We start from the raw sequence: 11,178 nt of genomic DNA, 5'->3' as shown, positions 1-11,178 counted from the left end.
CGCGGCGTGCCGCAGTCGTCGGCGCGGTAGAGGTAGCCGGGCAGGGTGGTGTCCTCGTACGGGATCTCGACCGGCTCGATGACCGGGGTGAACAGGGCGGCCGCCGACCGGAAGCAGGCCACGCTGCGGTCGTAGGCGTGGTCGTGGCGGGGGTCGCAGGGGTGGCCGTGGAGGAAGAACTCGGCCGAGCGGTAGTAGTTCGAGGCCCGCAGGTAGGCGTCCCGGGCGCTGACCGTGTGGCCGGCCGCCAGTGCCTTCCCGGCGTCGTGGGAGACCCGGTCGGCGGTGGCCAGCCACTCGGTGTACCAGCTTCCGTAGTCGCCCTCGGTGATGCGCTCGGCGGTGGAGACGACCTCGCCGAAGTCCGCGCCGCCGTAGGCGATGTGGCTCATCGAGCGCAGGGTCTCGTACCAGAACTGGATGTTGTCCGGGAACAGCAGCTGCTTCATCACGCACACTCCCCTTCGCTCGCAAGCACAGATTTGTGCTTGCGAAGAGGACTGTAGACCCCCGTGCCCCTGGAAGCAAATATCTGTGCTTAGGCGGGGTTCGGGGTGATGGGCCGGCGAGAGACGCCCGGGCGGGGACCGCCCGCCGGAGGCAAAGCGCAGGCAAAGTACGATCGGTGCGCTCGCGTCCCCGACCCTGTCAGGAGTACCCGGATGGTGTTCAAGCGGCTTCTCGGCGCCCTCGGCGTCGGTGGACCCACCGTCGACACAGTGCTGTCCACGCCGACCGTCCGGCCCGGCGGCACCGTGCACGGTCAGGTCGACCTGGTCGGCGGCGACCGCGACGCCGAGATCAACGGCATCACGCTGTGCCTGGCCGCCCGGGTCGAGGTCGAGCACGAGGACGGCGAGAGCCACACCGTCAAGGAGTTCGCCCGGGTGCCCGTCTGCGGCCCGATGCGGCTGGCCGCCGGGGAGCGGCGCGCCGTCCCGTTCGCCTTCCCCGTGCCGTGGGAGACGCCGCTGACGGCGATCGGGGGCCACCACCTGGCGGGCATGGTGCTCGGGGTCCGCACCGACGTGGACATCGCGGGCCAGCTGGACCGGGGGGACACCGACCCGCTCGCCGTGGAGCCACTCCCGGTGCAGCAACGGGTACTTGAGGCGCTGGCGGCGCTCGGCTTCCACTTCCACCGGGCCGACCTGGAGGCCGGGCGGATCCACGGCACGGGCCAGACGCTGCCGTTCTACCAGGAGATCGAGTACAAGGCGGCGGCGCAGTTCGCCCGGCGCTGCAACGAGATCGAGCTGTCCTTCGTCACCGACCCGCACCGGGTCGAGGTGGTGCTGGAGTTCGACAAGCGCGGCATGTTCCACAGCGGCGACTCGGTGCGCACGTTCCTGTTGGACCACGCAGCCGGCCAACACGACCTGACCGGCACGGTGGACGGCTGGATCCGCGGCGTGCTGGGCCACTGACCGCACGCGGGACCGTCCACCCGGCAGCTCCGGCGCTCCGGCGCCGGCGTCCGCGCCGCCATGACGGGGTGAACGGTGAAGGCTCCCCCGGTACGACCGGAGGAGCCTTCAGCGGTTCTCAGTGCCCTTGGTCCTGCCTGTCCATCACCGGGTGCACGGGCACGGCGGTGTCCGCGCGGCGGGCGGCCGCACCCCCGTCGGGTGCCGTTAACGATCGTGTCAGGAGCCGCAAACGGGCTCCTGACTACTCGGCGGCTGTGATGCGGGTGGCGTAGACCCGGCGGGCCTTTCGCTCAGCCGGGCTGGCTCTGTCGGCTGCGAGGGCGGTGCTCTGCTGCAGTGCCGCGCGGTGGAGTTCGAGCGGGGCGGCGAGGCGGATCGAGTGGCCTTGGCCGCGGCGGATGGTCCGGCCGGTGGCGAGCGCCTGCCGGGCGGTCTCGTCGCCGGCAGCGCGCAGGTGGTCGGCGAGCAGGCCGGGCAGGTCGAGCACCACCGCCGGGTTCGGCGCCGGTGTGGGCTGCTGGTCGCCGAGGTCGGCCAGGGCTGCGTCGAGCTGCTTGGGAAGTTCGCGGGCGCTGGTGGCGTCCAGAACGCGGCGGATCGTCCTGGGCGCCACCCCGTACCGCCGTGCCAGCGCCTTGACCGCAGTCCCCTCCCCGTACGCCTCGACCACCTCGGCCACTGCCTTCTCATCGAGGGCTGCCGGACGGCCGAGGGTCTTGCCGGCGGCCTCCGCGGCGGCGACGCCCTCCTTGGAGTTCTCCGAGATCATGTCGCGCCGGAACTCCAGGACCCCGGCGAGCATGGTGACGAACGGCTTGGTCTGCGGGTCGTCGGCCGCCAGGTCGAAGCCGGACCACGCGTCGGTGGCGATCTGCAGGTGCAGCCCGGTTGCTGGAGGGCTTCCCGGATCTGGATGACGTCCTTGGTCGAGCGGAACAACCTGGCCGCGTCGGCGATGCGGATGGTGTCGCCGACCGCCGCCTCATCGAGCAGTCGGCGGAACCCGGAGCGGTTGATCGCGTAGACCCGGGACGACGTGCCGGGTCCTCGTACTTCGGAGCGCCGGACTTGAGCAGACTGTCCAGAGCACGGACTTGACGGGCAGTGGTCCGCTTATCCGTGGAATGCCGCAGATACAGACGGTCTGTGATGTTCCGTCCCCCTCCAAGCCGTTCCAGCGGACGCCAGAACGTGACCTTAAGGGGGGCGGAATGGGGAGGCGCAATTGCGGAGCGGAGCGGATTGGATCGACGCCCCGAAATGCCCCAGTATGTCCACCTCTCGCCAATGGATCGGCACATGGGGGCGGAATCGACCGATTCCGCCCCCGGCTGCCATTCGACTGGGAGGTGTTCGTCCACCGGCGGAGTGACATAGACGTCGTCCGGGGCGTCGGAAGCTCAGCCGTCGGGTGTTGACCAGCGTTGGCCGCCGTACATGGTGAGCGCCTGGTTCAATTCGGTGCGTTGTTGCTCAGCCATCGGTCCGAGCACGCAGACGGGCAGGCGGCCGTCGTCGCGAACCGTGATGTTATTTCCTCCGGGGTAGGGCGGCCATCCCGCCGGGTGCGGTCTCCCTTGCGGGGCGACCCCGGGTGCAAGCTCTACGTGGATACCGGTGTGCACCGGTCCGTAGTTGCTGTGGATCTCTTCGATGGTGACGCGCTGGATCTGATCCCACGTGAACTCACGGCGTTCGGTGGAACTGGTGGTCACGAGGTAGTTCGGACCGACATGCAGCTTCCAGCCCTCCCTGTTGTTCAACGCATGGTCGTCCCTCCGCCGAGCCCATACCAAGTAGCTGCTGGCCATGAACACGAGGCAAGCCGAGCCCGCAACTACGGTGATCCCCCAACCCCAGCGTTCCAGCACCCCCTCGTCGCGCCCCCAGCCGGAACCCGCCCCCACGACGAGGAGGACCATTGCGACCACCCCCAGGGACGTTCCGGCCCACTTCACCCAGTCCGGCTCGTCTTCCGCCGGCGCACGGGTGTAGGTGGACAGGAGCTCCATGCCGGTCCAGGACACGTCGAAGGGGCCGACGGACGGGAGCGGAGTCGTGGCTGGCATGGTGGGGGGTGGGGTGGATTCGCCTGTTGGTGGCGTGTGCCCGAGTGAATGGTCGAGTCGTCGCAGGGCCTGGGCGATGTCGGCTGCGTCCGCATACCGCAAGGCAGGGTCCTTGTGCAGCAGCCTCAGCACGAGATCGTCCCACGCGAATGGGACGCCCGTGGACACCGAGCTGGGGGCAGGCGGTTCCTCGTTGAGGTGGGCCGAGAGGTAGCCCATGGCGTCGGGAGCCTGGAACGGCAGCCGACCGGTGATCAGCTCGTAGAGCAGGCAGCCAAGGGCGTACAGGTCGCTGCGCGGTTCCGGGAATCCACGTGCTTGTTCGGGCGCCATGTACGGGGGAGTGCCCACGATGAAACCGGTCTGGGTGAGGCGGTCCGCGGTCGCGTAGGGATCGGCCGCCCTCGCGATGCCGAAGTCGAGGACCTTCACGGTGCCGGAAGGCGTGATGAGGATGTTGGACGGCTTGATGTCCCGATGCACGATTCCGGCTGCGTGCGCCTCGGCAAGCGCGTCGCATATTTGTGCGCCCCATCGGGCCGCGTCCGGCAAGGTGACGACACCTCGGCGCAGTATTGCCTCCAGGCCCTCGCCTCGGACCATCTCCATCACCAGGAACGGGACCCGTTCGTTTCCTGCGCCGGTCTCGCCGAGGTCGTGGATGGTCACGATGTTGGGGTGCTGCAGTTGGGCGGTGATCCGTGCCTCGCGCAGGAATCTGGTGCGGGCCTCGTCTCCGAGGCTTCCGCCACCGGCGAGTAGGGAGATCACCTTGACCGCGACGTTCCGGCCCAGCGTCTCGTCCTGCGCCTCCCATACTTGTCCCATGCCGCCCGCGCCGAGCTGCCGCACCAACCGGTAGCGGTCCCCGAGGAGCTGGTCTTGCATCGTCAGGCCTCCCCCGTTTCGAACATTCCTGTCCCTCCTGCTGCCGCACCGGCGCGATGGGGATCATGACGCGACCGCGAGGGCGGCATGCCCGTTATCCAGAAACCCGCTAAAGAGTAAGGGGCTCGCCGAGGCGGCCACCCTGGTCCGGATCAGCTTTCCATGCCCGGCGCGTCTTTGGCTGCGGAGCGGTGTCGTCGAGTGCCGTTCGCGCAGGGTTTCCGCTGTGCCCGATGGACTTCGACCTGCTGTCTCAACCTCGCCTCCCGCTTGGAGATCGGCCGCGCCGACCTGGGCGGACTCGGGATGGCCGGCGGTGGTGCGCGATGACCCAGGGCGGGCGCGTCGGTCCCTGGCCGGTGGGCGGAGTTGTTGGAGCGAACCTCCAGCACTCCGAGCAGCTCGATCAGGCCCTTGCGGTAGTGGTTGGTGTAGGACGCCTTCAACGTGGTCTGCACCGTGCGCCGGTACACCGGGCCCTTCGTCCGGTACTCGTGAGCCAGCTCCTTGAGCATCTGCTCGCCCCCGCGCACCGCCGGGAACACCACCTCGCGGACCTCGCCGCCCGGCTTGGCGAGCGAGGCCTCGGCGATCTGGAACAGCAGGTTCTCCTTGCCCGAGACCCGCTTGAAGGCGTTGATCAGCTCGTTGGTCACCTTCTGCTCCGCGCGGGCGCCGATCCGGTGCACGGTGGCGATCAGCAGGCCCACCAGGCAGTCCGTCACCTCCCGCTCCCGCTCGACCAGCAGCGCGGACAGCAGGGTGACCGCCGACTCCGGCGAGCGCCGACGCAGGTGGGAGGGGGACTCGACCACCGCCCGCTGCCGCCAGCCGGTCAGCACCCTGGGCACCACGTCCGCGAACAGCCCGGCCGGCAGGCCGATCGCCCGAATCGCCGTCAGCTTGCGAATCTCCCGCAGCATCGACTCCAGACTCACGTTGCCCGGCAACGCCTTCACCAGCGCCAGCACCGACTCCTCGTCCTGGTCGCCCACGGCGCGGTCCGCGTCCTCGGCCGCCTCCGGCGCGGTCGCCACCAGGGCCAGCACCCGCTCCCGCACCGGCTCGGGCAACCGGGCGAAGACCGTGGTGAACCAGGTCTCCTCCGCGGTGTGCAGGGCGGAGCGGACCATCCGCGTGATCCGGTCCAGCGCCGGAGGCTCGATGAACTCCTCCCGGCACCGCTTCAACAGCTCCTCGCGCACCCGGTCCGGATTCCGCTCGGCGTGCGCGACGTTGCCGGCCAGCCAAGCCGTCAGCTTCTCCGCGTCCTGCACCGAACACACCCGAAAGCCCAGGTGCTCGCGGATCTGGGCACGGTGGTACTCGATCGACCGCCCAGAGCACTCGTAGAACTCGAAGTCGGCGGCCGGCACGTTCATCTGCCGGGCGACGAACTCCACCACCTCGTCCGGGAAGTCCACCCGGCCCCGAGGGAACCGGCCTGCCGGGTGTAGAAGTTCAGCAGCAGTGCGAAGCCCACCCGCGTCCCACCGCGTTTCCCCGCGACCAGGTCCGCCTCGTCATCGAGCACCGTCCAGTGCTCCACCAGCTCGTCCATGCCCACCGGCTGCCGCCCCATGGCCTCGCATCATGCCGGACAACCCCAGGTCAACACGGACAAACAACCAAAGATCACCCGCATTTGCGACTCATGACACGGTCGTTAACGGCACCCCCCGTCGCGGCCGCCCGTCGGCCCTCGGGCCGGTCGGAAGCGACCGGGGCCGAGGGCCGTCACACGCGTCTCCCCATGCGCACTACCGCTCGTAGACCATTTCGGGGAAGCGCGGCGACGGGCCGTCCAGGAGGTGGTCGTCCTGGCCGCGCAGCCAGCGGTCGAAGAACGACGCGACGTACGAGCGGGTGGCGAGCACCGCGCGGTCCGGGCGGACGTCGCCGACGTCCTCGGTCAGCTTCTCCCCGCTGATCGCGCCCTGGCGGGCGAGCTGGGGCAGCAGGGACTGCGCGTCGGTGTAGGAGCTGTGGCGGGAGCCGGTGAGGGTGACATCGGCGTGCCAGCCGGTGCTGTGCTGCCACAGGGCGTCCCAGCCGGGCTGCTGGTGGTAGCTGCCGGAGTCGGGGTTCTGGGTGCCCATGAGCAGGAAGGGGCGGGTCAGGCCGTCCTCGGCGACGGTGGGCAGGTGGACTCCGGTGCCGTCCGGGCCGGGGAAGTGCAGCTGGCCGTCGAGGTTGACGCCGACCTTGAGGCGCGGATCGTCGTGCATGGTCTGGAGGGCCGTGGAGCCGCCTCCGGAGTGGCCGACCATGCCGATCCGGTCGAGGTCGAGGCTTGCGGCGAGGCCGGCCGGCAGCTGCTTGTCGTGGCGCAGCCCGGCGAGCCGGTCCAGGACGAACCGGGTGTCGTCGACCCTGGTCTGCAGCGTCTTGCGCAGGAGGGCGCCGATGTCGAGCCCGGGTTGGGCCATCAGCGCGGGGAAGACGGAGGTGGCGAGGTCCCCGTCGGGGAAGGCGACCTCGGAGGCGTCGTAGGTGTGGTCGACGGTGACGACGACGTAGCCGCGCGAGGCGAGGTCCTCCACCAGGCCGGTGCCCCAGGTGCGCGGGTCGCCGAACCCCGCCGAGTAGAGCACGACGGGCCGTTTGCCGCCGGGGAGGGCGGGCGCGTCGGCGCGGGCGTGGGTGCGGATGCCCGCCCAGTCGGTGCGGCCGGGCTCGAAGCCGTAGTCGCTCTGGGCGACGCTCCCGGCGCTGCCGAAGTGGTCGGCGGCGGCGGGGGCCATGTACGGCGCGCGGTCGTCGCCGGTGGCGGGCCGGGTGGTCGGGTACCAGAAGCTGATCATCAGTGTGCGGTGCTGCCCGGGCTTCCAGGGGTCGTCCCGGGTGTCGTCCGTGAGCTGGAGCGACGTCGTGCCGACCGGGTACGGCCCGGTCGCCTGCGGCAGCCGGGCCCCGGCCTGTTGCTCGGTGCCCCGGCCCGATGCCGCCACCGCGCCCGGTGCGCCGGCCGCGCCCAGTGTCACCGTCGCCGCCAGCAGCACCGCCGCCACGACCCGTCCTCGCCTGTTCATCGCCGTTCCTCCTCGTGGGGTTCCGCCTTCGCTTTCACCACGGGCGACGGTACGGGCGAGGAGGAACGGAAACCGTCATACCGGGGTGCCAAGTCCTCCTGTAGCACTGCGGTATGACGGCGGCGTCCGGCCCCGAAGGGAGCCTGCGGCAACCGCGCGGCCTACCGACGTACCTTCGGAGCCCCGCCCGGCAGCTGATTCCCCGCCTCCCGCCCGACGCCGAAGGCCCGCGCTGACGCGCGGGCCTTCGGCGTCGGGCCGGGATCTGACGTCCCATCAGACGTTCTGAAGGGGCACGCGGGCGCCCTGGGCGGGGTTGTCCCCGGCCGGGGTTGCCCCTGGGCGGGCCCGCGGCCCCTCGGGTCGGCTACCGTGCGGCCGGCGTGGCGGCGCCCAGGGCTGCGTCGACAGCGGCGAGTTGGACGCGGACGAGGGCGACGAGGCGGGCGGTGTTGGCCGGTGTGGCGTCGAAGCCGGCGATGGTCGCCCCGACGAGGTGGTTCCCGTCCAGGACGCCGATGCCGATGTGCGTCTCGCCTCCCATGGTGACCGTGCCGCCGGTGGTCGCCGTGCCGAGGCGCGGCGTGATCAGCGGGGTGAAGCCCGGGACGGCGCGGCTTGCCCGGGCGGCCTGCCGGAAGGCGGCCGCTGCGGCGGAGGAGCTGTCGTAGACGTCGACGGAGAGCGTGACCTTCTTGGTTCCGGTCGGGTCGGCGAGCACGACGGCGATGGTGGCCGTGGGCCGACCGACGGCGGTGCTGTCCGGACCGATGCTGACGACCCGGGTGACCTCCGGGAACAGCCGTTGGACGGCCTTGAGCGCCAGTGCCGCGTTCACCGACGGTGACGTGCCCGGGCTCTGCACGCTGACGACCGGTGGCGGTGTCTGCGCCTGTGCCGGCACCGCGCACACCCCGGCCGCCAGCGCACCGGCCGCCGCGAGCGACAGCACGGCGAGTGAACTCTTTCGCATGACCATCTCCCGTCCTTGCGGGTACTTCCCTGGCATCCCCCTCCGGCCAGTCTCCCCGCCCGACGCGCCCGTGGCGATGCGAGCGGCCACCGCTCCGCCCGTCGGCCGGAAGCCTCGCCGTCCTGGGTGCCGGTCAGTCGTGACGCTCTGTGAAATCACCTTCGTCGGCTGCATGGTTGCGTGTCGAACCGTCAGGCGGGGGAGCGACTTTGCGGGCGAATGCGACTAGAATCGAGTCGGCCTCGGGTCCCTGTGTGCACCCGAGCCTCCAGGAACGGGACGGGTGGAGCCCGCGCCACGGCCGGGCAGTCCGCTCTCACGCGGTAGCCGGCTGACGGGGTTCCGCGCCGGTCGGCACTGCGGTTGCGACCGATCGCCGTTGCGACCGATCCGCGCATCCCGCCGAATCACTCCTTGCAATCGAGTTGTTGATCATGCATCTCGGATTCGATCGATCCGACTACCCGGGCGACGCCGTCATGCAGTCCCTCTGGGACAACACCCCGCTGGCCTTCGCCGCCGCCTACCTCGCCCCGGCCCCGAGTCACCCCAACACCTCGTGGATGTCGGCCGTACCCACCCTGACGGGCATGGGCTGGGGCCTGGCCCCCGTCTTCGTCGGCCAGCAGGCCCCGGGCGGCCCGGGATCCCACGTGCTCACGGCGGCCCAGGGAACAGTGGACGCGCAGACCACCGAAAGCCTCGGCCAGACCGCCGGCCTGGCTCCCGGCGCGGTCGTCTACCTCGACGTCGAAATCGGGGGACGGCTCACCCCGGACCACCTCGCCTATGTCGCCGCCTGGGCCAACTCCGTTACGGCAGACACCAGTTACAACCCCGGCGTGTACTGCTCGTTCTCCCAGACCGCCGCTCAGATCACTGCCGAGGTGGGCAGCATCCCGGTCTGGGTCTTCCACCCCGTCGACGCCGGGCCGAGCCAGATCGACCTCGCCACCGAGAACCCTCCCGACCCGGCCAACTCCGGCTTCGCCGGCGCACTCGTCTGGCAGTACCGGATGAGTCTCAGCGGATCCGTCAACCTCAACTGGACCGACTCCGCAACGCCCAAGCGCCTCCAGCAGGTCGACCTCGACTCGGCCACCTGCCTGGACCCGTCCCACCCCGACCAGACGGACCGGAAGGCCACCCGCCGCCGCAAGCGGCAGCTCGAACACAGCGGACCGCGCCACGGCGCCCACTGAACCGGGGCCCGTCTTCCCGTCGGCACCGACGGTTCCGTGCCCGCCCGGGCCGTACAGGTGCCCCGGGCCGTACAGGCGAGAGGAGCAGTTCCATGCCCGCGTTCGACATCGACATGTCCAATCCGTTCCCCTCGGGCTGCACCGGCGGCCTCGGTGGCCCCAACACGGGCGACCACCAACCGCCGCACTGGTACATCCAGTTCGGCATGGACCTGGCGGCGCCCGGCGGAACGGACGTCTACGCCGCCTTCGACGCTCACATCACCAAGTACAAGGCGCACGACCCAGCCCAGGACACGCCGAAGGTGTACGGTGCCGAGCTGTTCATGCGGGCACCGAACGATCTGATGGGCGGCTTCTACACCCACCTCACCGCCGTTCCGTCCGGTCTGGCGGTCGGATCCTCGATCAGCAGAGGCGACTACCTCGGCACGGTCTACAAGGTCGCCTCGACCGCGGCGCACCTCCACCTGGCGCTGGTCGAGATCATCAACGGCACCTACCAGGGCGTGGACCTGTACCAGCTCTTCCTGGACACCGCGAACACCGACGAGGTCACCACCGTGACCTTCATGCAGGACGGCACGCCCCCGACCCACAAGTGAACGTCCCGACGTCCTCGCCCGGCCCGACCGCGGCAGCGGCGGCAGCAGCAGCAGCCGACTACATCATCGACGGCTGCAGACCGGGCAGCAGCCAGTCCTGGAAGGGCGCCAGCGCGGCCAGCCCCAGGAAGGCGATGCCGGCCACCCGGGCGAGCTGCGGCCCCCGGTACCAGAGCTTCTCCAGGAAGATCAGCACCGCCAGTCCCGCCATCGCCGCGATGTTCATGACGCCCAGCGGGATCAGCGCGATCATCAGCGCCCAGCAGCAGCCGACGCAGTACGCGCCGTGGTGCAGCCCCACCCGCAGGTCGCGCATCCGCGGCCGGTACGAGGCGTAGTGCAACAGCTGGCCGATCGGACTGCGGCAGTGCCGCAGGCAGACGTTCTTGAGCGGGCCCAGCTGGTACAGGCCGGCCAGGGCGAAGGCGGCCGCGCCGATCCACTTCCCCGCGTCCGGATCCCGGTCGACCAGGTCGCCGGTGACGGCGAGCGCACCGTAGGCGACCAGGCCGAACACCGTCCAGGCGATCAGATAGCCGGCAATGAACTCGGTGGTGCGGAGCGCCCGGGTGGCGCCGCTGGACTGCCGGGCGATCCCCTTGGCCCAGGTCACCGCGACGGGTGCGACGGAGGGCAGCATCATCGCGGCCATCATCGCCAGCCACAGCACCAGGAACAGCGGCAGCGCCATCCCCATCGTGCCGGGCTCGATGCCCATGTCCAGGGCCTGGCCCACGGTGAGCACCCAGGCCAGGACGGCGATGAGGACGATGAGTGACCAGGCGACGGCAAGCTCCCGGGCCGGCAGCAGCACCCCCGGCCGCAACGGATGGTCGTTGGTGATCGGCCGCTGAATCGTACGCATGACGCACTCCCTCGGACCCTTCCAGCACAGCACGGATCCCGCCCCCGCGACACTCCCGCCGCCGGCCACCGCGGCCGGTGGCGGGGCCGCCCACGGACTCCGGCCGCCCGACGG

General features: G+C 70.6%; 10 protein-coding genes and 2 pseudogenes. 3 read left to right on the top strand and 9 right to left on the bottom strand.

The window, feature by feature from the left end; translation table 11 throughout:
- Nucleotides 1-449: pseudogene (locus ACIGG8_RS36075) on the bottom strand (dipeptidyl aminopeptidase); the annotation flags it as partial.
- A gap of 213 nt (nucleotides 450-662) precedes the next feature.
- Here ACIGG8_RS36075 and ACIGG8_RS36070 point away from each other — a divergent pair.
- Nucleotides 663-1,427: a sporulation protein gene (locus ACIGG8_RS36070; protein WP_396552848.1), complete on the top strand. Its 765-nt coding sequence runs from the start codon at nucleotides 663-665 to the stop codon at nucleotides 1,425-1,427.
- Nucleotides 1,428-1,671: 244 nt separating this feature from the next.
- On the opposite strand, the gene ACIGG8_RS36065 is transcribed toward ACIGG8_RS36070, so the two are convergent.
- The 7 genes and pseudogenes from ACIGG8_RS36065 to ACIGG8_RS36035 all read right to left on the bottom strand — a co-directional run bounded on the left by ACIGG8_RS36065 (nucleotide 1,672) and on the right by ACIGG8_RS36035 (nucleotide 8,392).
- On the bottom strand, nucleotides 1,672-2,199 hold the full coding sequence (locus ACIGG8_RS36065; protein WP_396552849.1) for a helix-turn-helix domain-containing protein: 528 nt from the start codon (nucleotides 2,197-2,199) through the stop codon (nucleotides 1,672-1,674).
- Nucleotides 2,200-2,205: 6 nt separating this feature from the next.
- A pseudogene (locus ACIGG8_RS36060) lies at nucleotides 2,206-2,423 on the bottom strand (recombinase family protein); the annotation flags it as partial.
- Between the two features lie 407 nt (nucleotides 2,424-2,830).
- The gene (locus ACIGG8_RS36055) at nucleotides 2,831-4,387 is read right to left on the bottom strand and encodes a serine/threonine-protein kinase (protein WP_396552847.1); all 1,557 of its coding nucleotides are present in this window, start codon (nucleotides 4,385-4,387) and stop codon (nucleotides 2,831-2,833) included.
- Between the two features lie 152 nt (nucleotides 4,388-4,539).
- The gene (locus ACIGG8_RS36050; protein WP_396552846.1) at nucleotides 4,540-5,811 is read right to left on the bottom strand and encodes a DUF4158 domain-containing protein; all 1,272 of its coding nucleotides are present in this window, start codon (nucleotides 5,809-5,811) and stop codon (nucleotides 4,540-4,542) included.
- Nucleotides 5,766-5,969 carry a hypothetical protein gene (locus tag ACIGG8_RS36045; protein WP_396552845.1) on the bottom strand — a complete coding sequence of 68 codons (204 nt, stop codon included), beginning with the start codon at nucleotides 5,967-5,969 and terminating at the stop codon, nucleotides 5,766-5,768. The genes ACIGG8_RS36050 and ACIGG8_RS36045 overlap by 46 nt, the downstream gene beginning before the upstream one ends.
- A gap of 178 nt (nucleotides 5,970-6,147) precedes the next feature.
- Complete coding sequence (locus tag ACIGG8_RS36040; protein WP_396552844.1) at nucleotides 6,148-7,419, bottom strand: alpha/beta hydrolase family protein; 1,272 nt, start codon at nucleotides 7,417-7,419, stop codon at nucleotides 6,148-6,150.
- A 367-nt stretch (nucleotides 7,420-7,786) separates the two neighbouring features.
- A complete protein-coding gene (locus ACIGG8_RS36035; RefSeq protein WP_396552843.1) occupies nucleotides 7,787-8,392 on the bottom strand; it encodes a hypothetical protein in 606 nt (201 codons plus the stop codon).
- 434 nt (nucleotides 8,393-8,826) lie between these two features.
- On the opposite strand from ACIGG8_RS36035, the gene ACIGG8_RS36030 reads away from it, so the two are divergent.
- Entirely contained in the window at nucleotides 8,827-9,594 is a 768-nt protein-coding gene (locus ACIGG8_RS36030) for a glycoside hydrolase domain-containing protein (RefSeq protein WP_396552842.1), read from the top strand.
- Between the two features lie 92 nt (nucleotides 9,595-9,686).
- The gene (locus ACIGG8_RS36025; RefSeq protein ID WP_396552841.1) at nucleotides 9,687-10,199 is read left to right on the top strand and encodes a peptidoglycan DD-metalloendopeptidase family protein; all 513 of its coding nucleotides are present in this window, start codon (nucleotides 9,687-9,689) and stop codon (nucleotides 10,197-10,199) included.
- Nucleotides 10,200-10,257: 58 nt separating this feature from the next.
- Here ACIGG8_RS36025 and ACIGG8_RS36020 read toward each other — a convergent pair whose 3' ends face one another.
- Nucleotides 10,258-11,064, bottom strand: coding sequence for a DUF2182 domain-containing protein (locus tag ACIGG8_RS36020; RefSeq protein WP_396552840.1), 807 nt, complete (start codon nucleotides 11,062-11,064; stop codon nucleotides 10,258-10,260).
- Nucleotides 11,065-11,178 lie beyond the last annotated feature (114 nt).

The organism is Kitasatospora sp. NPDC085464 (assembly GCF_044541955.1).
Taxonomy (GTDB): Bacteria; Actinomycetota; Actinomycetes; order Streptomycetales; family Streptomycetaceae; genus Kitasatospora.
The sequence above is the reverse complement of the archived record's forward strand: the minus strand, read 5'-3'. Positions and strand labels throughout refer to the sequence as shown.

Bases quoted from the DNA above. Each gene is read 5' to 3' on its own strand.
- ACIGG8_RS36030 (WP_396552842.1), top strand. From the start codon at position 8,827: ATGCATCTCGGATTCGATCGATCCGACTACCCGGGCGACGCCGTCATG.
- ACIGG8_RS36065 (WP_396552849.1), bottom strand. From the start codon at position 2,199: ATGATCTCGGAGAACTCCAAGGAGGGCGTCGCCGCCGCGGAGGCCGCC.
- ACIGG8_RS36035 (WP_396552843.1), bottom strand. From the start codon at position 8,392: ATGCGAAAGAGTTCACTCGCCGTGCTGTCGCTCGCGGCGGCCGGTGCG.
- ACIGG8_RS36070 (WP_396552848.1), top strand. From the start codon at position 663: ATGGTGTTCAAGCGGCTTCTCGGCGCCCTCGGCGTCGGTGGACCCACC.
- ACIGG8_RS36025 (WP_396552841.1), top strand. From the start codon at position 9,687: ATGCCCGCGTTCGACATCGACATGTCCAATCCGTTCCCCTCGGGCTGC.
- ACIGG8_RS36055 (WP_396552847.1), bottom strand. From the start codon at position 4,387: ATGCAAGACCAGCTCCTCGGGGACCGCTACCGGTTGGTGCGGCAGCTC.
- ACIGG8_RS36045 (WP_396552845.1), bottom strand. From the start codon at position 5,969: ATGGGGCGGCAGCCGGTGGGCATGGACGAGCTGGTGGAGCACTGGACG.
- ACIGG8_RS36020 (WP_396552840.1), bottom strand. From the start codon at position 11,064: ATGCGTACGATTCAGCGGCCGATCACCAACGACCATCCGTTGCGGCCG.
- ACIGG8_RS36040 (WP_396552844.1), bottom strand. From the start codon at position 7,419: ATGAACAGGCGAGGACGGGTCGTGGCGGCGGTGCTGCTGGCGGCGACG.